Raw genomic sequence first — 20,952 nt, 5'->3', positions numbered from 1 at the left:
TCGTGCCGCGGGCGCCGGGCTCCGCGCTCCGTGCTCCGTGACGCTCTCGCCGTCCGGCTGCTCGTACCCGTGGTGGTCTGGTTCGTGCCGTGCCGGGTCCTGTGCCGGTCGTCCTGCCGCTGTGGACCCGGCCGCGGTCCGAGCCCACGAGCGGCGGGGAGCCGACGGAGGACGACCGCTCCTGAGGCGGCGGCGCGCCCGTCGTCCTTCCGCGCATGTGCGGAACGGCTCCTACCAGTAGTGGCGGCGGCCGCCGACGGCGCGGCCCATCGCGCCCAGGAGCCACAGGCCGGCCCCGATCGCCAGCAGGACCACGCCGATCGTCGACAGAATGCCGAGGCCGGTGATCAGTCCCACGATCAGCAAGACGATACCAAGGGCGAACATGGACCCTCCCGGGGTTCAGTTGGGGGATTGTGCTGTCTCGGGTGCCCCGATTCCCGGGCCGCATGCCTGGCCCGTCGGGGACCCGCCGGGCCGGGCCGGACCGGGCACGGGGTGCGAAGGCGGCCGCGGTTTGCCACGGTGGGAGGGGGGCAGGCGCGCCGGTGCCGCGCCGGACGGCCCACCGCGACGGCTCGCCGGACCGTCCGCCCGCGGGCGGCGCCGTACGGCGCCGAGGCGTCGAACCCCGTCACCGGGGGTGACGCCGTGTGACCACCCACCCCTCTGCTTGGGAACAGGTGATGAGCGTGACCTGCCGAAGGCACCCGCACCACGACGCCCCGGACACCGCCGCGGACTTCCGCCGACTGGCCGTTCTGCCCGACGGGCCGGAGCGCGACGCCCTGCGCGACCGGGTGGTACGTGCCTGGCTGCCCATGGCCCACCGGATCGCCACCCGCTACCGCAACCGCGGCGAACCCCTCGACGATCTGCGGCAGGTCGCCGCGCTCGCCCTGGTCAAGGCCGTGGACGGCTTCGATCCCGACCGCGGGGGAGCCTTCGAGAGCTATGCGGTCCCGACCATCTCCGGTGAGGTCCGCAGGCACTTCCGGGACCATACGTGGATGCTGCGGGTGCCCCGCCGCACCCAGGAGCTGCGCGGCCGGGTCCGCGGTGCCTACCGGGAACTCGCCCAGTCCGGCCGGGAACCCTCGGCCGACGAGATCGCCGCCAGGACCGAACTGGGGGCGGACGACGTCCGGGAGGGCCTGTCGGCGCTGCACGCCTACGCCGCGCTCTCCCTCGACGCCGAACTGGCCCCCGGGGCGCCGGGCGAGCGGCTGACCCTCGCGGACACCCTCGGCGCCCCGGACCCCGATCTGGACACCGTGGTCGACCGGGAGGCCGTGAAGCCCCTGATCGAGGCGCTGCCCGAGCGCGAGCGGCGGATCCTGTACCTGCGGTACTTCCGGGGTATGACACAGAGCCGGATCGCCGAGGAGTGCGGCATCTCGCAGATGCACGTCTCCCGGCTGCTCACCGACACCTGTTCACAGATCAGGCTCCGGGCCCTGTCCGAGGCGGCCTGACCCGGCGGGCAGTGTTCCCACAGCGGGGCGCGCCTCGCGGAAACCCTCGGGGCGGAGGACCCCGGCCTTCCAGAGCCGGGGCGGACGAGGCGTGTTCGGGCCCGGACGGGGTAGCCGCCCCTTGGAAGGAAGTGAACCGACGAGACGACAGGAGTCCGATCGTGTACGCCTCCAAATTCCTCACCCGTTCCGGCGCCCACTCCCGCGCCACCGCGCTCGCGCTCGTCAGTGTGGCCTGCGGGGTGCTGGGCTTCTTCCTCCTCAGCCTGCTGCTGGGCCCGCTGGCGATCCTGACCGGCTATCTGGCGCTGCGGCAGCGCGGCACGCACGCCGTGGCCCCGGCGAAGGCCGGCATCGTCCTGGGCGCCTCGGTCCTCATCATCTACGCGATCCTCCTGGCCGCCCGGACCTGACCGCGCCGACGGGAGCACCGCCGGGGCCCGGAGCCGGTCCGTCCCGGCCCGTCGTGCCGCGGCCCGCGCGACCCCGCCGACCTCGGGCGACGTCATCGGCACACCCGGCAGGACCGCCCCCGGCGGCGCCCCGTAAAGTGCGTCTCCTTCGCCCTTTCCGAGCCGCCCCGAGGTACCGCGCAGTGACGTCCGACCACGCCGCACCGAGCCCCGCCGTGACCGTCGTCGGGATCGGCGCCGACGGATGGGCGGGGCTCACCGACGCCGCCCGTGCGACCCTGCGCGGGGCCGAGGTCGTGATCGGCGGGCCGCGACAGCTCGCACTGCTGCCCGTGGAGTGCCCGGGGGAGCGGATCGCCTGGCCGTCGCCGCTGCGGCCCGCCGTACCGGGGCTGCTCGCCGCGTACACCGGGCGCGCCGTCGCCGTACTGGCCAGCGGGGATCCCATGTTCTACGGCATCGGGCGCGCCCTCACCGAGGTCCTCGGGCCCGGCGCCGTACACGTGACGCCGCATCCGTCGTCCGTCTCGTACGCCTGCGCCCGCCTCGGCTGGCCGCTGGAGGACGTCGAGGTCGTCACCGTCGTGGGCCGTCCCGTCGCCCGGGTCGCCGCCGTCCTGCACGACGGGCGGCGCCTGCTGGTGCTGAGCGCCGACGCCGAAACCCCCGGCGAGGTCGCCGCCCTGCTGCGGGACCGGGGCTTCGGACCGAGCCGGATCCGGGTCCTGGAGCGGCTCGGCGCTTCGGAGGAACGGACCACCGAGCCGGTCCGCGCCGACGACTGGCCGCCGGAACGGCCGCCCGGCGACCCGCTGAACATCGTCGCCGTCGAATGCGGGCGCGCCCCCGGCACCCCGCACATCGGCGCCGTACCCGGGCTCCCCGACGACGCCTACGAGCACGACGGCCAGCTCACCAAGCGGCATGTCAGGGCCGCCACCCTCGGCGCGCTGGCCCCGGCACCCGGCGAACTCCTGTGGGACGTCGGCGGGGGCTCCGGATCGATCGCCGTCGAATGGCTGCGGACCCATCCCGCCTGCCGGGCCCTCACCGTCGAACGCGACCCGGAGCGCGCCGCCCGGATCGCCCGCAACGCCGAGAGGCTCGGCGTCCCCGGACTGCGGGTCGTGACCGGAGCCGCGCCCGCCGCGCTCGCCGGACTCCCGCGCCCGGACGCCGTCTTCGTCGGCGGCGGACTGACCGCCCCCGGACTGCTCGCGGCGTGCTGGGACGCCCTCCCCGCCGGCGGCCGGCTGGTCGCCAACACCGTCACGCTGGAGTCCGAGGCCCTGCTCGCCGACGCCTACCGCCGCCACGGCGGCGAACTGGTGCGGCTGGCCGTGGCCCACGCCGTACCCGTCGGCGCCTTCACCGGCTGGCGCCAGGCCATGCCGGTGACCCAGTGGGCCGTACGGAAGTCCGCAGACCCCTTCGAAACCCCCGCAGCGACCGCAGGAGCCGACAGATGACCGTGTACTTCATCGGAGCCGGTCCCGGCGCCGCCGACCTGATCACGGTGCGCGGCGCCCGGACCCTCGCCGCCTGCCGGGTCTGCCTCTACGCGGGCAGCCTCGTCCCCCGCGAACTGCTGGCCGAGTGCCCGCCGGACGCTCGGCTCGTGGACACCGCCCAGCTCGATCTGGACCGGATCACCGAGGAGTTCGTCCGCGCGCACGAGGCCGGGCACGACGTGGCCCGGCTGCACTCCGGCGACCCCTCGGTGTTCAGCGCCGTCGCCGAGCAGATGCGGCGGCTGGACGCGGCCGGGATCCCGTACGAGGTCGTCCCCGGCGTCCCCGCCTTCGCCGCCGCCGCCGCGGCCCTGAAACGGGAGCTGACCGTGCCGACGGTCGGCCAGACCGTCGTCCTCACCCGCGTCGCCCAGCGGGCCACCGCCATGCCGGAGGGCGAGGACCTCGACACCCTCGGCCGCAGCGGCGCCCTGATCGTGCTGCATCTGGCCGCCGCGTATGTGGACCGGGTGGTGGCCGAACTCATGCCGCGCTACGGCGCCGACTGCCCCGCCGCCGTGGTCGCGTACGCCTCCCGGCCCGACGAGCTGATCATCCGCGGCACGCTCGACGAGATCGCCGGGAAGGTACGGGACGCGGGCGTGGTGCGCACCGCGGTGATCATGGTGGGGCGGACCCTCGGTGCCGAGCACTTCCGGGACAGCCACCTCTACTCGGCGGAGCGGGACCGGCACGACTGCTGAAGATCCGGCACGATTGTGGAAGACCCTGGCCGGGCGCGCCGCTCAAGCGCCGCCCGCGCCCGGCTCACCGCACCGAACTGCGGCCCACCACCGTCCCGGCCCGGTCGATGCAGATCACATCGACCACCACCGGCGCCCCGCGCAGCACGGCCAGGGCCTCGTCCCGGGCCACCGTCGCGACCAGATCGCCCAGCGGCACTCCCGCGGCCCGGCAGAGCTGAAGGGCCGCGAGACCCGTGTTGGCGCCGGCGATCTCCGCGGCCAGCGCCTCGTCCGCGCCGCCCCGCCGGGCGAGCGCCGCGAGGAACCCCTTGTCGACCTGGGAGCGGGCGGAGTGGAGATCGAGATGGCCCGCGGCGAGCTTGGACAGCTTGGCGAACCCGCCGCAGATCGTGAGGCGGTCCACCGGATGCCGGCGGATGTACTTCAGTACGGCGCCCGCGAAGTCGCCCATGTCGAGCAGGGCGTCCTCGGGCAGACCGTACTCGGCGACGACCGTCCGCTCCGACGTCGACCCCGTGCACCCGGCGACATGCGTCCGGCCCACCGCCCGTGCCACGTCGACGCCGCGCCGGATGGAGTCGATCCACGCCGAGCACGAGTACGGCACCACGATCCCCGTGGTGCCCAGCACGGAGAGCCCCCCGACGATGCCGAGCCGCGGATTCCAGGTGGAGCGCGCGATCTCCTCGCCGTGGTCGATCGAGACCGTGATCTCCACATCGCCGCCGTCGCCGTACCGCGCGGCCACCTCCGCGACATGGTCCCGCATCATCTGCCGGGGCACCGGGTTGACGGCGGGCTCCCCGACGGGCAGCGGCAGCCCCGGCCGGGTGACGGTCCCAACCCCGGGCCCGGCCCGGAACACCACCCCGGACCCGGCGGGCAGCCGCCGTACGGCGGCCCTGACCAGCGCCCCGTGGGTGACGTCCGGATCGTCACCGGCGTCCTTCACCACCCCGGCCATGGCACGCCCTTCGCCCAGCTCCTCGACGGCGAGCGCGAACGACGGCGTCTGACCCCGGGGCAGTGTGATCGTCACCGGGTCGGGGAAATCGCCGGTGAGCAGCGCCGTGTACGCGGCCGTCGTCGCCGCGGTCGCACAGGCGCCGGTCGTCCACCCGGGCCGCAGACCGGTGTGCTTGAGTTGGGCCCCGCGGCCCCCCTCGGCCTTGCTGTTCATGGCGCGCTCACGGGAAAGGGCAGCGATATGCCGGAAACGGATCCGAAGTGCATGTACTGATTCTTGGCGGAACCACCGAAGCCCGCCGCCTGGCCGGACTGCTGGCGGCCGGGGAGGTGCCGGGCGCCCGCGTCACCAGCTCCCTCGCGGGACGGGTCGCCGCGCCCCGGCTGCCGCCCGGTGAGGTCCGGATCGGCGGCTTCGGCGGAGCCGACGGCCTCGCCGACTGGCTGCGGACGCACGCCGTGGACCTGCTCGTCGACGCCACCCACCCCTTCGCCGGCACGATCAGCTTCAACGCGGCCGCGGCCGCCGCCTCCGCCGGGGTGCCGCTGCTGGCGTTGCGGCGGCCCGGCTGGGACCCGGTCCCGGGGGACGACTGGCACGAGGCCGGATCGCTCGACGAGGCGGCCGGACTGCTGCCGGGCCTCGGCCGCCGGATCTTCCTGACCACCGGCCGGATGGGACTCGCGGCCTTCGCCCACCAGGACGACCTGTGGTTCCTCGTCCGCTCCGTGGACGCGCCCGGAACCCCGCGCCCCGCGCGTACCGAGGTCCTCCTCGACCGCGGCCCGTTCACCCTCGACGGGGAGCGTGCCGTACTGCGCGCCCACCGGATCGACGTCCTGGTCACGAAGGACAGCGGGGGAGAGGCCACCGCGCCGAAGCTGACGGCCGCCCGCGACGCGGGTCTGCCGGTCGTCGTGGTCCGCAGACCGCCGGTGCCCGACGGGGTGCCCGTCGTACCCGGACCCGAGGCGGCGACGCGCTGGATCCGGGAGACGTACGGACTCGGTACGCCCCCGGCCCACGACCTCGCCGCCGGGGGACTTCCGGACACGCCCCCGGACCCCGGCCCGGCCGCCGCCGGGGGACCTCCGGAGCGGCCCGCCGGGGGCGGGAACCCGGGGAGTCACGCCTCCGGGTAGCGGCGGGGCGTCCAGACGACCTCCTCGCCGTCGCCCCGCCGTACGACCCGGGTCTGCGAGGAGCCGACGAGCAGGATCGTGCGCATATCGACCTCGGCCGGGTCCAGCTCCCCGAGCCGGACGATCCGCACCCGCTCGCCGGCGCCGCCCACATCCCGCGCGACGACGACCGGTGTCTCCGGCGTCCGGTACTCCAGCAGCAGGTCACGGGCCTTGCCGACCTGCCAGGTCCGGCTCCGGGAACCGGGGTTGTACAGCGCCAGCACCAGATCGGCGCCCGCCGCCGCGCGCAGCCGCTCCTCGACGACGTCCCAGGGCTTCAGCCGGTCCGACAGGGACACGGTCGCGTAGTCGTGCCCCAGCGGTGCCCCGGCCCTGGCGGCGGCCGCGTTGGCGGCGGTCACCCCCGGCAGTACCCGTACCGGTACATCGGCGTACTCCTTCTCCGACGCCACCTCCAGGACCGCCGTGGCCATGGCGAACACCCCGGGGTCGCCGCCGGAGACGACGGCGACCCGCCTGCCCTCCCGGGCCAGCCGCAGGGCGAACTCGGCGCGCTCGGCCTCGACCCGGTTGTCCGAGCCGTGTCTGCGCTGCCCCGGCCGGACCGGGACCCGCTCCAGATAGGTGGTGTAGCCGACCAGGTCGTCGGCGGCGGCGAGCGCGCCCCGGGTCTCCGGCGTCAGCCACAGCGGCCCCGCGGGCCCCGTCCCCACCACGACGACCTCACCGGCCGACTCCGGCTCCGAATCCGCCCCCGACCCCGGCGCCTTTGCCGGACGCACCGCGTCCACCCGGCTCGGCAGGACCGCCACCGAGAAGTACGGCACGGACTCCTCGGCCACGTCGGCGAGCGGGGCCAGCCGCTCCCCGGCCATCGTGGCGCGCTCCACATAGCGGGCGTCCGCCAGCCGTCCCGCGCCCTCCAGGGCCCGGCGCACCTTGGGGAAGGTCCGCCCCAGCTTCATCACCACGGCCGCGTCGGTCGCGGCGAGCCGTGCGGTGAGCTCCTCCTCGGGCAGCGTGCCCGGCAGGATCGTCAGCACCTCCTCGCCCTCGGCGAGGGGTGTGCCCAGCCGGGCCGCGGCGGCCGAAACCGAGGTGACACCGGGGACCACCTCGGTGTCGTAGCGGTCCGCGAGCCGCTTGTGCATATGCATGTAGGAGCCGTAGAAGAGGGGATCGCCCTCGGCGAGGACCGCGACCGTGCGCCCCGCGTCGAGATGGACGGCGAGCCGGGCCGCCGCCTCGGTGTAGAAGTCCTCCATCGCGCCCCGGTAGCCGCCGGGATGGTCCGTGGTCTCGGTGGTGAGCGGATAGACCAGGGGCTCCTCGATCTGGTCGGCGCGGAGGTGCCCGGCCGCGATGGAGCGCGCGATGGAGCGTCCGTGCCGGGCGCTGTGATAGGCGACCACATCGGCCCCGGCGATGACCTCGACGGCCCGGAGTGTCATCAGGGACGGGTCGCCGGGGCCGAGCCCGACACCGTACAGCTTGCCGCTCATTCTTCCTCGCTCGCGATCGCGTTGAGGGCGGCGGCGGCGATGGCGCTGCCACCGCGACGGCCCCGGACGATCAGGTGTTCGAGACCGGACGGGTGGGCGGCCAGGGCGTCCTTGGACTCCACGGCGCCGACGAAGCCGACCGGTACGCCGATGACGGCGGCGGGCCGCGGCGCGCCCTCCTCGATCATCTCCAGCAGCCGGAAGAGGGACGTGGGCGCGTTGCCGACGGCGACCACGGAGCCTTCGAGGCGGTCGCGCCACAGCTCCATGGCGGCGGCGCTGCGGGTGGTGCCGAGCTTCGCGGCCAGCCCGGGCACGGCCGGGTCGGAGAGCGTGCACACCACGTCGTTGCCGGCGGGCAGCCGCTTGCGGGTCACCCCGCTGGCCACCATCTGCACGTCGCAGAGGACGGGCGCCCCGGCGAGCAGGGCGGCCCGGGCGCTCGCGACCACATGCGGTGTGTGGACGATGTCGCGGACCAGGTCGACCATGCCGCAGGCGTGGATCATGCGGACCGCGACCCGGCCGACGTCGTCGGGCAGGGCCGAGAGGTCCGCCTCCGCGCGGATGGTGGCGAAGGACCGGCGGTAGATGGCCGCGCCGTCCTTCTCGTATGCGTACGGGGTCACGGTGGTGTTCTCGCTGCTCTCGGTCGTCGTACGGGTCATGGGGCGATCGCCGCCAGGGCGGCGGCGAGCCGGGAGGGGTCTTCCAGGAAGGCGGTGCGCGGCGCCTGCCGCGGACCGGTGGTGGTGAGGTGGTAGCCGCCGTCCGGGGCCGCGACCGCGTCGATCCGGTCGCCCGGGGGGCGGCCGCAGCGCCGCTCGCACCCGGACCAGTACAGCGGCAGCGGGGACCGGCCGGCGGCGGACAGGGCCCGGGCCGCGTCCGCCCGTACGTCGGACCGGGACTTGGCGCAGCCGGGGCTGCCGATGCAGGCGCCGACCCGTAGCCAGGGGGATTCGGGCCCGGTGACGAGCCCCGTGCCGGCCAGTCCGCGGAGGGCGTCGGCGGCGTCCCGGGGGCCGAGCCCCCGGACGGGGACGACGGCCCCGCGCCACGGCGTCAGCCGGAGTTCGCCGTCACCGGCCCCGGCCGCGGTCTCCGTCAGCGCGAGCCACTGGTCCGCCGTGAGACGGCCCAGCGGGGCGTGGACGACGAGGGCGGAGCCCACGGCACCGGGTGGCGGCGGCCCGGTCGTGGCACGGTCCCGGGCCACCGGCTCCGCCGCGATACCGCGGGCCGCGAGACGCTCCCGGATGGCACGTGTCAATTCGTCGGGTGGTACGGGGAGTTCCGCGACGCGCCACACCGGCGCGCCGCCCTCCCGCGCCAGCTCCAGAAACACCTCGGCGGCCAGCAGCGCGGCCCGCGGCGCGTCCTCCGCGGACACCGAGAGCGCCTCGTCCGAGGCGCCCGCGCCGAGTTGCGCGCCGCCCCCGGCCCCGGCCCGTACCGTCAGATCGGCGCCGAGCGCCGCCACGTCCCCGCGGCCGTCGTCGAGCGCGAACAAGAACCGGCCCGACAGCTCCCGGGCCGCCGCGCTCCCGCACAACTCCGCGTCCAGGGCGGCCGGCCAGTTCCGGACATCCCAGAACCCCCGCCCGTCCAGACCGGACAAAGGGGACGCGACGATATTGCGGACCCGTTCATGACCGTACGAGGGCAGCAGCCCGGCCGCGTTCAGCTCCGCCGCCAGCTCCGCGCCGCAGCCGTCGGGCAGCCCCCGCAGCTGGACATTGCCCCGGGAGGTCAGATACAGCGCCCCGTCGCCCCGCTCCCGGGCCGCCGCCAGCAGGACCGACGCCTGCGGGACGGTGAGCACACCCCCGGGGAGCCGGATCCGCGCCAGCGCGCCGTCGTCGGCCGCGTGCAGCCGCAGCGTCCCCGGGCAGGCGTCGCCCCGGTCCCGTGGGACCGCTGTGGCCTGGGACGACGAAGGGAGAGGCGCCGTGGACATGGCGGCGAGCATACCGACCATCACACCGGACGCACTCTCCGCCCTTTGCGGACGCGACCCTTACTATGCTCATCGGTGGATCATCCGATCCGCCATCGCCGCGACGGCGACAGGGGAGGAAGCCCGGTGCGAATCCGGCGCGGTCCCGCCACTGTGAGCCCGGCTCCCACGGAGCCGGGTGAGCCAGGAACTCCCGCCGTCCGACACCACCCGGGGCGCGGACCCCGAGGAAGGCCAGGCGCCGCATGATCCTGCTCCTGTCGACGTCCGACACCGACCTGCTGAGCGCACGGGCGGCGGCCGGTCCTGTGCCGTACCGTTTCGCCAACCCCTCCCGGCTCCCGCTCGACGACCTGCCCGCCCTCCTCGACGGCGCCGACCTCGTCGTCGTCCGCCTCCTCGGCGGCGTACGCGCCTGGCAGGACGGCCTCGACCTGCTGCTCGCCGAAGGCCGCCCCGTCGTCGTCCTCACCGGCGAACAGGCCCCCGACGCCCAGCTCATGGCCGCCTCCACGGTGCCCGTCGGCATCGCCGCCGAGGCGCACGCCTATCTCGCCCACGGCGGCCCCGCCAACCTGGAGCACCTCGCCCGCTTCCTCTCCGACACCGTGCTGCTCACCGGGCACGGCTTCGACGCCCCGGCGCCCGCGCCCACCTGGGGGCCGCTGGAGCGGACGGCACGCGCCGGCCAGGAGGGCCCGACCATCGCGGTGCTCTACTACCGCGCCCACCACATGAGCGGCAACACCGGCTTCGTGGACACCCTCTGCACGGCCGTGGAGGACGCGGGCGGCCGGGCCCTGCCGCTGTACGTGGCGTCCCTGCGCGCCCCCGAGGCCGAGCTGATCGAGGAGCTGCGGGCCGCCGACGCCATCGTCACCACGGTCCTCGCCGCGGGCGGCACCAAGCCCGCCGACGCGTCCGCGGGCGGCGACGACGAGTCCTGGGACGCGGGCGCCCTCACCGGCCTCGACGTACCGATTCTGCAAGCCCTGTGCCTGACCGGTTCGCGCAGCGTCTGGGAGGAGAACGACGAGGGCGTGTCCCCGCTGGACGCGGCCAGCCAGATCGCCGTACCCGAGTTCGACGGCCGGCTCATCACCGTGCCGTTCTCCTTCAAGGAGATCGACGCCGACGGCCTCCCGGCGTATGTCGCCGACCCCGAGCGCGCGGCGCGCGTCGCCGGGATCGCCGTACGCCACGCCCGGCTGCGCCATATCGCGCCCGCCGACAAGCGCATAGCGCTCGTGCTCTCCGCCTATCCGACGAAGCACTCCCGGATCGGCAACGCGGTCGGTCTCGACACCCCGGCGAGCGCCGTCGCCCTGCTGCGACGGCTGCGCGCCGAGGGCTACGACTTCGGGGACCCCGCAGACTCCGCCGACCCCGACAGCCTTGACATACCCGGCCTCGCGTCCGGCGACGGCGACGAGCTGATCCGCGCCCTGATCGACGCGGGCGGCCACGACCAGGACTGGCTGACCGACGAGCAGCTGGCCCGCAACCCGGTCCGGGTCCCGGCCGCCGACTACCGCCGCTGGTTCGCCGCCCTGCCGGAGCAGCTGCGGACCGCCGTCGAAGAGCACTGGGGTCCCGCTCCGGGCGAGATGTTCGTGGACCGGAGCCGCAACCCGGAGGGCGATATCGTCCTCGCGGCGCTGCGGTACGGCAATCTGCTCGTCCTCATCCAGCCGCCGCGCGGCTTCGGCGAGAACCCCATCGCCATCTACCACGACCCCGATCTGCCGCCGTCCCACCACTATCTGGCCGCCTACCGCTGGATAGCGGCCTCCCGGGCCGACGGCGGCTTCGGCGCCGATGCCATGATCCACCTGGGCAAGCACGGCAATCTGGAGTGGCTGCCCGGCAAGAACGCCGGACTCTCCGCCGCCTGCGGCCCCGACGCGGCCCTCGGCGATCTGCCGCTGGTCTACCCCTTCCTGGTCAACGACCCGGGCGAGGGCACCCAGGCCAAGCGGCGCGTCCACGCCACCCTCGTCGACCACCTGGTGCCGCCGATGGCCCGGGCCGACTCCTACGGCGACATCGCCCGCCTCGAACAACTCCTGGACGAGTACGCCCAGATCTCGTCGATGGACCCGGCGAAACTGCCCGCGATCCGGGCCCAGATCTGGACCCTGATCCAGGCCGCGAAGCTCGACCACGACCTCGGTCTCGCCGACCGCCCCGACGACGACGGCTTCGACGATTTCCTCCTCCACGTCGACGGCTGGCTGTGCGAGGTCAAGGACGCCCAGATCCGCGACGGGCTGCACATCCTGGGTGCCCCGCCCGCCGGGCCCGACCGGGTCAACCTCGTCCTCGCCATCCTGCGCGCCCGCCAGATCTGGGGCGGCACCACGGCCCTGCCCGGACTGCGCGAGGCCCTCGGGCTCGACGAGTCCGCCGCGACCCGCACCACGGCCGACGCCGCGGAGGCGAAGGCCCGTGCCCTGGTCGAGGCCATGGAGGCCGCCGGCTGGGATCCGGCGGCCGTCCCCACCGAACACGGCGAGGAGGTCGCCGCCGTACTCGACTTCGCCGCCCGCGAGGTCGTCCCGCGGCTCGCCGCGACCACCGCCGAACTCGACCACACCGTCCACGCGCTCGCCGGCGGCTTCGTCCCGGCGGGCCCCTCGGGATCGCCCCTGCGCGGGCTGGTCAACGTCCTGCCGACGGGCCGCAACTTCTACTCCGTCGACCCCAAGGCGGTCCCGTCCCGGCTGGCCTGGGAGACCGGGCAGGCCCTCGCGGACTCCCTCCTCCAGCGCTACCGCGACGACAACGGCGAGTGGCCCACCTCCGTCGGCCTGTCCCTGTGGGGCACCAGCGCCATGCGCACCGCGGGCGACGACGTCGCCGAGGCCCTCGCCCTGCTGGGCGTCCGCCCCGTCTGGGACGACGCTTCGCGCCGGGTCACCGGCATCGAGGCCGTCCCGTACGAGGAGCTGGGCCGCCCCCGGGTCGATGTCACCCTCCGGATCTCCGGCTTCTTCCGGGACGCCTTCCCGCACACCATCGGCCTCCTCGACGACGCCGTCCGGCTGGTCGCGGCCCTCGACGAGCCCGCCGAGATCAACCACGTCCGCGCCCATGTCCGCGCCGACCTGGCCGACCACGGCGACGAACGCCGCGCCACCACCCGGATCTTCGGCTCCCGCCCCGGCACCTACGGCGCCGGAATCCTCCAGCTCATCGACTCCCGAGACTGGCGCACCGACGCCGATCTGGCGGAGGTCTACACGGTCTGGGGCGGCTACGCCTACGGCCGCGAACTCGACGGCCGCCCGGCCCGGGACGAGATGGAGACCGCGTACCGCCGGATCGCGGTCGCGGCGAAGAACACGGACACCCGCGAACACGACATCGCCGACTCCGACGACTACTTCCAGTACCACGGCGGCATGGTCGCCACGGTCCGCGCCCTGCGCGGCACCGCCCCCGAGGCGTATATCGGCGACTCGACCCGTCCCGAGACGGTCCGCACCCGCACCCTGGTGGAGGAGGTCTCCCGGGTCTTCCGCGCCCGGGTCGTCAACCCCAAGTGGGTCGAGGCGATGCGCCGCCACGGCTACAAGGGCGCCTTCGAACTCGCCGCCACCGTCGACTACCTCTTCGGCTACGACGCCACCACGGGCGTCGTCGCCGACTGGATGTACGACAAGCTCACCGAGACCTACGTCCTCGACCCCACGAACCGAGCCTTCCTCCAGGAGGCCAACCCGTGGGCCCTGCACGGCATCGCGGAACGGCTGCTGGAGGCCGAGTCCCGCGGTCTGTGGGAGAAGCCGGACCCGGCGGTCCTGGCGGCCCTGCGCGAGGCGTATCTGGCGACGGAAGGCGATCTGGAGGACGAGGACTGACGTACGGGAGCCGGGGGCGGATCGTGCCCGCCCCCGGCCTTGGCCGGACTACCGTTCGCCCGGCACCCCGGTCACAGGTAGATCGTCTGCGTCTGCTGGTACGCCGCCAGGGCCTCCGGGCCCAGCTCACGGCCCAGACCGCTCGACTTGACGCCGCCGAAGGGGGCCGCCGGGTCGGGGATGTACCGGTTGACGCCGATGGTGCCGGTACGGACCCGGCGGGCGATCGCGGCACCGCGGGCCGGGTCGGCGGTCCAGACCGTACCGCCCAGACCGAAGTCGGAGTCGTTGGCGATCCGGACGGCGTCGTCCTCGTCGTCGTAGGCGATCACGGCCAGCACCGGGCCGAAGATCTCCTCCTGGGCGATCGCCGAACGGTTGTCGACGTCCGCGAAGACCGTCGGCTGGACGAACCAGCCCCGCTCGAGACCGGCCGGGCGGCCGCCGCCGGTCGTCAGCCGGGCGCCTTCGTCGAGACCCTTGGCGATGTACGACTCCACCCGCTCGCGCTGCCGGGGCGTGGCCAGCGGTCCGATCCGGGTGGCGGGGTCGGCGGCGTCGCCCACGGGGAGGGAGGCGGCGAACGCGGTGAAGGCGTCGACCACCTCGGTGTAGCGCCGGCGCGGTGCCAGGACGCGGGTACCGAGGAAACAGGTCTGGCCGTTGTTGAGGAGGGTGGCGCCGAACAGGCCCTCACCGATCCGCCCCAGGTCCAGATCGGCGTCGTCGAGGACGATCGCCGCGGACTTGCCGCCCAGCTCCAGCGTGACCGGACGCAGCAGCCGCCCGCACGCCTCGCCGATGGCGCGGCCCGCCGCGGTGGAGCCGGTGAAGGCGACCTTGTCGACGTCCGGATGGGACACCAGATGGGCACCGGCCTCCCGGCCCGCCGGGACGATATTGACCACACCGGCCGGTATCCCCGCCTCCGCCACGGCCTCCGCCAGCAGATAGGCGTCGAGCACGGTCTCCGGCGACGGCTTGATCACGAGCGTGCAGCCGGTCGCCAGGGCGGGGGCGAGTTTGAACATCGTCAGGGCCTGCGGGAAGTTCCACGGGACGATCGCCGCGACGACACCGACCGGGGCCTTGCGGACCTCGATCGAGCCGCCGAAGAACCCCGGCCGGGTGTCCGAGACCGACAGCTCCCGGGCGAGACCGGCGTAGAAGCGGAGGATGGCGCTCGGATAGCCGGTCTCCAGCTGGCGGGCGACCGCGACCGGCATACCGTTCTGGGCGCTGACCCGCTCGACGAAGCCGTCGGACCGCCGGTCGATCGCGTCGGCGAGCCGCTCCATCACCTCCGCCCTGCGGGCGGGCTCCCAGGCCGCCCAGCCCGACGGGTCGTCGGACGCCGCGCGGGCGGCGGCGACCGCCCGGTCGATGTCCGCCTCCGTGCCCTCGGGTACCGAGCCCAGCGGTGCCTCGGTACTGGCGTCGACGGGCGTGATCGTCCGGCCGGTGGCCGGGCGGACCCATGCGCCGCCGATGAAGAAGGTGTCGTAACGCAGATCCATCACAGGGCTCCTCGGTGCTGCGGGTGACGCGTGCCAGGGGTGGGGGAGACCGGCAGGGCCCGGCGGCGGGCCGCGTCGGGGCCCGGGGGCGCGTACGTCCACCGAGGGGCGGCCGCTCGGGCACACCCCTCCCCGGGGCGCGCGGCGTCGCTGCGCATGGTGCGGCTCCTTTGCCGAAAGGTTTCCGTTCGGCACAGTAGGGCCGCGCGCGCCGCGCGAACTGTTCGGATCCTGGACACCCGCCGGGCGCCCCGCGGCCCGTCGGACGGTGATACGGGCCGCCGGACGGTGGGGTGGTACGGGCCGCCGGGTGCCCGGCCGCCCGTCAGACGGTGATACGGAGGACGCGCATCCGGCTGTAGAGGGTGGTGCGGCTGATGCCCAGCCGCCGCGCGGCCCGGAGCTTGTTGCCGTCGCACGCCCGCAGCGCCGCCGTGATCGCGTCGTGCTCGGCGCGCTCCAGCGGTGTCAGGGCCCGGGCCCTGGGGGCGTTCCGGTACCCCTCGGGCAGATCACGGGGAGTGATGTCGCCCGCCGAACGGCGCTCGGCGGCTGCGCGGACGACGGTCCGCAGCTCCCGCAGATTGCCGGGCCACGGCTGGCCCGCCAGGGCGGCCAGCGCCGCGGGTGTGAACCGCAGCCGTTCCGCGGCGCCCAGCTCCGCCAGGACGGACCTGACCAGACCGGGCAGCTCACCGGCGCGCTCCCGCAGCGGGGGCAGCTCGATCCGGTCCGGGCAGGCGGCGGCGAGCGCGGCGCCGGATCCGGTCAGCTCGGCGACGGGGGCGCCCGTCAGCACGATCCAGGGGCCGGGCCGTTCCTCCACGGCCCGCCGCACCCGGAGGGAGCAGATATCGGGGAGGACCGGCGCGTCCTCGACGATCAGCAGCTCGGGCCGGCCGGCCAGGGCCCGCTCCCAGGCCGTCAGCCAGGCGGCCTCGCCCCGTACGACCGCGTCCGTCGCGTCGAGGACGACGGTACGCGCCGGATCGGCACCGGCCTGGGTCCTGGCCTCGGTGGTCCGGCCGGTGCCGGGTTCGCCGCCGAGATAGACCGGGGTGCCGGGCACGGGTCCGTCGGACGGCCCCGCCGCCGAACGGCGCCGGGGCCCGGCCTCGCGCGGGGCGTCGAACTCGACGAGCACCCCGTCCGAACCGGGCGCGACGGCCCGGAACGTCACCGAGACCGTACGGCCCGACGTGAGCGCCACGGCGGGCAGCCGCCGCTCCTCGGTCGAGCCGCCGCCCGTGCCGAGGCCGAGGCCCGCAGCCGTCTCGCGCAGCCGGGCATGGTCGACGGGGTCGAGCAGCTCCACCGCCTCCGGGTCGGCCAGGACCACCCCTTCGCCCAGGACCAGGACCGGCCGGCCGCGGCCCGCCGCCGCCCGGAAGGCCGCGAGCATCCGCTGCTCGGCGGCGCGCGCCGTCTCCAGCAGCCGCTCCTCGATATCGCGGACGGCCCGCGCGACGAGCGGGGCGAGCAGCGGGGAGTCGTGGTCGCTGGGGCAGGTGATGTCGAGGACGCCGACCAGTCGGCGGGTCACGGGATGGCTGATGGGATGCCCGTAACAGCTGAACCCTTTGAACGGCTCCAGATAGTGCTCCGTGCCGTGGACGGCGACGCCCCTGCGCAGTTCGTGGGCGGTCGCGATCGAGTTCGTCCCGGTGGTCTCCTCCAGGAACACCCCGCCCGCGACCACGCCCAGGGCCTCCAGCCGCTTCCGGAGCGGGCGGGCCGTGACGGACACGTCGACGATCCGGGACGCGCGGTCGGCGAGGACGACACAGAAGTCCGTGTCGCCGAGCTGGCGCGCCAGCTCGGCGAGTACCGGTTCGGCGGCGTCCGCCAGCCGGCCGCGCGGGTCCACCGCGTCGGGTTCGAGACGCAGATTCGGCGCCGCCGGGCTCAGCCCGCTCCGCTCGGAGCGCCACCAGGAGTGGGCTATCTCCGGGCGCAAGGCGGTGTCACCGGAACGCACAGCGACCTCCCACAAGGTGTTCCACACGGCCTACGCGCAGGATAAAACGGTTCAATCGGGGAGGGGAAGCCGCCCCCCGCCCGGGGCCGGAACCGCGCCGTCCCGGGCCGGTGCCGCGCCGTCCGGGGCCGGGACCGCGAGGAGGTGGGCGGTGAGCGCGTCGGCCAGCTCCAGGGGACGCTCCACGGCGAGATGGCCGCAGTCGAGCACCGTCAGGGACGCGTACGGGATGCCCGCCGCCAGCTCCTCGGCGTGCGCCAGGGGCGTGGCCGTGTCGTGACGGCCGCCGACGACGAGGGTGGGGACGGTGATCCCGGCCAGCTCGGGCCGCAGGTCGTAGCGCGCGATGGCGTCGCAGCAGGCCGCGTAGCCGGCCGGGTCGGCGGCGGCGAGCGCGTCGAGCAGGGTCCGGCCGAACGGAGTCCGGCCGAACGGGGTCCCGGCGGTGGAAGGCGCGGCGAACCACCGGCCGGGACTCGTGGCGAGCAGGGGCGCGGTGCCCCGCCGCCGTACCAGCTCGGCCCGCTCGTACCAGGGCTCCGGGGGCCCGAAGCGCGCGGACGAGCAGACCAGCGCGAGCGATGCCACCCGCCGTCCGTGGCGGGCGGCGAGCAGGGCGCCGACGGCGCCGCCGAGAGAGATGCCCGCGTAGTGGAAGCGCTGCCAGCCGTGGTGGTCGGCGACGGCGAGGACGAGGGCGGCGAGATCCGCGACCGTCGTCCGGCCCGGCCCGGTGGCGGGCAGCAGATCCGCCGCCGAGCCGCCGTGCCCCGGCAGATCGAAGCGGAGCACCCGGAAACGGCGGGACAGGGATGCCAGTACGGGCTCCCAGACCGCCGCCGATGTGCCCAGGGACGGGCCGAGGACGAGCGGCGGCGCTTCGGGCGGCCCGCTGAGGTGATGGTGCAGCACGGGTACTCCTGCGATGTACTGGACGGGCGGTGTCAGCGTTCGAGGACGAGGGCGAGGCCCTGGCCGACACCGACGCAGAGGGTGGCGACCCCGACGCCCGCGCCGCGACGCGCCAGTTGATGGGCGACGGTCCCGGCGAGCCGGGCGCCGGAGGCACCCAGGGGATGACCGAGGGCGATCGCACCGCCCCACGGGTTGAGGACCCCCGGGGTCAGCTCGGGCCAGGCGGCGAGACAGCCCAGTACCTGGGCGGCGAACGCCTCGTTGAGTTCGAGGACGTCGAGATCGGCGAAGGTCCGGCCGGCCTTCGCGAGGGCCCGGTCGACGGCCTCGACCGGGCCGAGCCCGAAGAGGTGCGGGTCGACACCGCTGAGGCCGGTGGCGGCGATCCTGGCCAGGGGTTCCCGGCCGGTGGCGGCCAGGCCGGCCTCGTCCACCAGGAGCAGGGCCGCCGCGCCGTCGCTGAGCGGTGAGGCGTTGCCCGCGGTGACCGTGCCGCCCTCGGTACGGAACGACGGCCGAAGCCCGGCCATCGCGGCGAGCGACGCGTCCGGCCGTACGCACTCGTCGTCGGCGACGACCTTCGGCCCGCCCTTGCGCCGCGCCACCGCCACCGTCACCGGCACGGTCTCGGCGTCGAACAGCCCCTCGGCCCGCGCCAGGGCCGCCTTGCGGTGGCTCTCCAGGGCGTAGGCGTCCTGCCGCTCGCGGTCGATGCCGTGCAGCTCGGCGATCAGCTCCGCCGACTCGCCGAGCGGCACGGTCCACCGGGGATCCATCGCGGGGTTGACCATTCGCCAGCCCAGGGTCGTCGAGTACAGCCGGGCGTCGCCCGCCGGGAACGGCCCGTCGCTCTTCGGCAGCACCCACGGTGCCCGGGTCATGGACTCGACACCCCCGGCGACGACCACCGACGCGTCACCGCAGGCGACGGTACGGGCCGCCGAGACGACGGCCTCCAGACCGGACGCGCAGAGCCGGTTGACGGTGACACCCGGCACGGACGTCGGCAGCCCGGCGAGCAGCGCGGCCATCCGGCCGACGTTCCGGTTCTCCTCACCGGCCCCGTTGGCGTTGCCGAAGCAGACGTCGTCGACCCGGGCCGGGTCAAGTCCCGGCGTACGGCGCATCAGCTCCCGGACGGTGTGCGCGGCCAGGTCGTCGGGGCGGACGGCGGCCAGCGCGCCGTCGTACCGCCCGATCGGGGTGCGTACGGCATCGACGACGTAGACGGTCCTCACGGTGTTTCCTTCCGTACGGTCACTTCGGCCCCGGTCCGCTCCGCGATCTCGGCGGTGGAGACCCCGGGCGCGGTCTCGACCAGCACCAGACCGTCGCCGGTGACGTCGAGGACGCCGAGATCGGTGACGATCCGGTCGACGCACGCCCGGCCGGTGAGCGGCAGCGAGCATGCGGTACGGATCTTCGGGGAGCCGTCCTTGGCGGTGTGGGTCATCACCACGATCACCGTCCGGGCCCCGTGGACCAGGTCCATCGCCCCGCCGATCCCGGTGACGAGCTTTCCTGGGACCGCCCAGTTCGCCAGGTCGCCCCGGGCGGAGACCTCCATCGCGCCCAGCACGGCGACGTCGATATGCCCGCCGCGGATCATCCCGAACGACAGGGCCGAGTCGAAGAACGACGCCCCCGGCAGCACCGTGACGGTCTCCTTCCCGGCGTTGATCAGATCGGGGTCGAGCGCGTCGCGAGCCGGGTACGGGCCGGTGCCCAGGATCCCGTTCTCGCTCTCCAGCACCACCTCCACCCCCGGCGGCAGATGGTTGGGGATCAGGGTGGGCAGCCCGATGCCCAGATTGACGTACTGCCCGTCGCTCAGTTCGCGCGCGGCCCGCGCGGCCATCTCGGCCCGTGTCCACGCCATCAGTCGCTCACCGTCCGCATCCGTCGCTCACCGTCCGCATCCGTCGCTCACCATCCGCATCAGCCGCTCACCTTTCGCATCACTCGCTCACCGTCCGCCGCTCGATCTCCTTGTCGGCCGCCTGCCCGGGGGTGAGAGGCAGCACCCGCTGGACGAAGATCCCCGGCAGATGTACGGAGTCCGGGTCCAGTTCGCCGGGCTCCACCAGCTCCTCGACCTCGGCGACGGTGATCCGTCCGGCCGTCGCCGCCAGCGGGTTGAAGTTCCGGGCCGATCTGCGGAAGACGAGATTGCCGTGGCGGTCGCCCTTCGCGGCCCGGACCAGCGCGTAATCGGTCCGGATCCCGCGTTCGAGTACGTACTCCGTACCGTCGAAGGTCCGGACCTCCTTGGGCGGCGAGGCCACGGCGACCCCGCCGGAGCCGTCGTAGCGCCACGGCAGACCGCCGTCGGCGACCTGGGTGCCCACCCCGGCGGGGGTGAAGAAGGCCGGGATCCCGGCCCCGCCCGCGCGCAGCCGCTCCGCCAGGGTGCCCTGCGGGATCAGCTCGACCTCCAGCTCACCGGCGAGGTACTGCCGGGCGAACTCCTTGTTCGCGCCGATGTACGAGCCCGTGACCCGGGCGATGCGCCCCGCGGCCAGCAGCACCGCCAGACCCCGGTCGAGCGCCCCGCAGTTGTTGGAGACCACCCGCAGTCCGCCGACGCCCCGCTCGTACACCGCCCCGATCAGCACGTCCGGCACCCCGCTCAGCCCGAACCCGCCCACGGCCAGGGACGCGCCGTCGGGCAGATCCGCCACCGCCTCACGGGCCGTCGCCACCGTCTTGTCCATCAGCCGGCCGCCGCATCGGACGGGTGCTGGGCGAGCGGGGTGACCTCGATCGTCAGATAGGGGAACAGGGGCAGGTCCCACAGGACCCGGTGCAGCGTCTCGTTGTCGGCGACCTCGAAGACGCTGAGGTTGGCGTACTGCCCGGCGCACCGCCAGATATGGCGCCAGACACCGGCTTCCTGCAACTCCCGGCAGTACGCCTTCTCCCGGGCCACGAGGTCGGCGCGGACCGCCGGGTCGAGACCGGCCGGGATCGCCACGTCCATCCGTACGGCGAACAGCATC

At 74.8% G+C, this 20,952-nt stretch carries 18 protein-coding genes and 1 riboswitch; of the genes, 6 read left to right on the top strand and 12 right to left on the bottom strand.

All coding sequences use genetic code 11. From position 1 onward, the window contains the following. Window positions 1-231 precede the first annotated feature (231 nt). A complete protein-coding gene (locus ACFXG1_RS20050) occupies window positions 232-387 on the bottom strand; it encodes a DUF6131 family protein (protein WP_384722445.1) in 156 nt (51 codons plus the stop codon). Window positions 388-686: 299 nt separating this feature from the next. Here ACFXG1_RS20050 and ACFXG1_RS20045 point away from each other — a divergent pair, with 299 nt between their 5' ends. The 4 genes from ACFXG1_RS20045 (at window position 687) to cobM (ending at window position 4,103) form a co-directional block, all read left to right on the top strand. Next, entirely contained in the window at window positions 687-1,475 is a 789-nt protein-coding gene (locus tag ACFXG1_RS20045; RefSeq protein ID WP_384722448.1) for a SigB/SigF/SigG family RNA polymerase sigma factor, read from the top strand. A 161-nt stretch (window positions 1,476-1,636) separates the two neighbouring features. Then, window positions 1,637-1,888 carry a hypothetical protein gene (locus ACFXG1_RS20040; RefSeq protein ID WP_384722451.1) on the top strand — a complete coding sequence of 84 codons (252 nt, stop codon included), beginning with the start codon at window positions 1,637-1,639 and terminating at the stop codon, window positions 1,886-1,888. A gap of 182 nt (window positions 1,889-2,070) precedes the next feature. After that, window positions 2,071-3,357, top strand: coding sequence for a precorrin-6y C5,15-methyltransferase (decarboxylating) subunit CbiE (cbiE, locus tag ACFXG1_RS20035; protein WP_384743870.1), 1,287 nt, complete (start codon window positions 2,071-2,073; stop codon window positions 3,355-3,357). Then, complete coding sequence (gene cobM / locus ACFXG1_RS20030) at window positions 3,354-4,103, top strand: precorrin-4 C(11)-methyltransferase (RefSeq protein WP_384743868.1); 750 nt, start codon at window positions 3,354-3,356, stop codon at window positions 4,101-4,103. Before cbiE ends, cobM begins: the two co-directional genes overlap by 4 nt. 64 nt (window positions 4,104-4,167) lie before the next feature. Here the strand turns inward: cobM and ACFXG1_RS20025 are convergent, their stop codons facing one another. After that, entirely contained in the window at window positions 4,168-5,286 is a 1,119-nt protein-coding gene (locus ACFXG1_RS20025) for a cobalt-precorrin-5B (C(1))-methyltransferase (protein WP_384723672.1), read from the bottom strand. Window positions 5,287-5,333: 47 nt separating this feature from the next. On the opposite strand from ACFXG1_RS20025, the gene ACFXG1_RS20020 reads away from it, so the two are divergent. Next, window positions 5,334-6,215: a cobalt-precorrin-6A reductase gene (locus ACFXG1_RS20020; RefSeq protein ID WP_384743866.1), complete on the top strand. Its 882-nt coding sequence runs from the start codon at window positions 5,334-5,336 to the stop codon at window positions 6,213-6,215. Here ACFXG1_RS20020 and ACFXG1_RS20015 read toward each other — a convergent pair. The 3 genes from ACFXG1_RS20015 to ACFXG1_RS20005 are packed head-to-tail and all read right to left on the bottom strand — an operon-like array spanning window position 6,200 to window position 9,692. Next, on the bottom strand, window positions 6,200-7,720 hold the full coding sequence (locus ACFXG1_RS20015; protein ID WP_384743864.1) for a precorrin-2 C(20)-methyltransferase: 1,521 nt from the start codon (window positions 7,718-7,720) through the stop codon (window positions 6,200-6,202). The genes ACFXG1_RS20020 and ACFXG1_RS20015 overlap by 16 nt on opposite strands. Then, a complete protein-coding gene (locus tag ACFXG1_RS20010; RefSeq protein WP_384743862.1) occupies window positions 7,717-8,388 on the bottom strand; it encodes a precorrin-8X methylmutase in 672 nt (223 codons plus the stop codon). Before ACFXG1_RS20010 ends, ACFXG1_RS20015 begins: the two co-directional genes overlap by 4 nt. Then, window positions 8,385-9,692 (bottom strand): cobalamin biosynthesis protein CobG, encoded by a 1,308-nt coding sequence (locus ACFXG1_RS20005; RefSeq protein ID WP_384743860.1) that lies wholly within the window; start codon window positions 9,690-9,692, stop codon window positions 8,385-8,387. Before ACFXG1_RS20005 ends, ACFXG1_RS20010 begins: the two co-directional genes overlap by 4 nt. Before the next feature lie 103 nt (window positions 9,693-9,795). Then, window positions 9,796-9,873: riboswitch (cobalamin riboswitch) on the top strand. Between the two features lie 52 nt (window positions 9,874-9,925). Here ACFXG1_RS20005 and cobN point away from each other — a divergent pair. Beyond that, window positions 9,926-13,543: a cobaltochelatase subunit CobN gene (gene cobN, locus ACFXG1_RS20000; protein WP_384743858.1), complete on the top strand. Its 3,618-nt coding sequence runs from the start codon at window positions 9,926-9,928 to the stop codon at window positions 13,541-13,543. A 71-nt stretch (window positions 13,544-13,614) separates the two neighbouring features. Here the strand turns inward: cobN and ACFXG1_RS19995 are convergent, their stop codons facing one another. From ACFXG1_RS19995 to ACFXG1_RS19965, 7 genes are all read right to left on the bottom strand, one after another. Further along, window positions 13,615-15,060, bottom strand: a complete 1,446-nt coding sequence (locus ACFXG1_RS19995; protein ID WP_384743856.1) for an aldehyde dehydrogenase — start codon at window positions 15,058-15,060, stop codon at window positions 13,615-13,617. Between the two features lie 325 nt (window positions 15,061-15,385). Beyond that, the gene (locus ACFXG1_RS19990; protein WP_384743854.1) at window positions 15,386-17,038 is read right to left on the bottom strand and encodes a sigma-54-dependent Fis family transcriptional regulator; all 1,653 of its coding nucleotides are present in this window, start codon (window positions 17,036-17,038) and stop codon (window positions 15,386-15,388) included. Between the two features lie 51 nt (window positions 17,039-17,089). Beyond that, the gene (locus ACFXG1_RS19985; protein WP_384724098.1) at window positions 17,090-17,950 is read right to left on the bottom strand and encodes an alpha/beta fold hydrolase; all 861 of its coding nucleotides are present in this window, start codon (window positions 17,948-17,950) and stop codon (window positions 17,090-17,092) included. A gap of 32 nt (window positions 17,951-17,982) precedes the next feature. Beyond that, entirely contained in the window at window positions 17,983-19,191 is a 1,209-nt protein-coding gene (locus ACFXG1_RS19980) for a thiolase family protein (protein ID WP_384743852.1), read from the bottom strand. Beyond that, window positions 19,188-19,832 (bottom strand): 3-oxoacid CoA-transferase subunit B, encoded by a 645-nt coding sequence (locus tag ACFXG1_RS19975; RefSeq protein WP_384723929.1) that lies wholly within the window; start codon window positions 19,830-19,832, stop codon window positions 19,188-19,190. The genes ACFXG1_RS19980 and ACFXG1_RS19975 overlap by 4 nt, the downstream gene beginning before the upstream one ends. Window positions 19,833-19,911: 79 nt before the next feature. Further along, complete coding sequence (locus ACFXG1_RS19970) at window positions 19,912-20,667, bottom strand: CoA transferase subunit A (protein WP_384743850.1); 756 nt, start codon at window positions 20,665-20,667, stop codon at window positions 19,912-19,914. Next, complete coding sequence (locus ACFXG1_RS19965) at window positions 20,667-20,951, bottom strand: muconolactone Delta-isomerase (protein ID WP_384723441.1); 285 nt, start codon at window positions 20,949-20,951, stop codon at window positions 20,667-20,669. The genes ACFXG1_RS19970 and ACFXG1_RS19965 overlap by 1 nt, the downstream gene beginning before the upstream one ends. Between the last annotated feature and the right edge of the window lies 1 nt (window position 20,952).

Source organism: Streptomyces sp. NPDC059248 (genome assembly GCF_042753905.1).
Lineage (GTDB): Bacteria > Actinomycetota > Actinomycetes > Streptomycetales > Streptomycetaceae > Streptomyces.
Note: the sequence above shows the minus strand (reverse complement) of the source record. Positions and strands in the feature narration are given on the sequence as shown.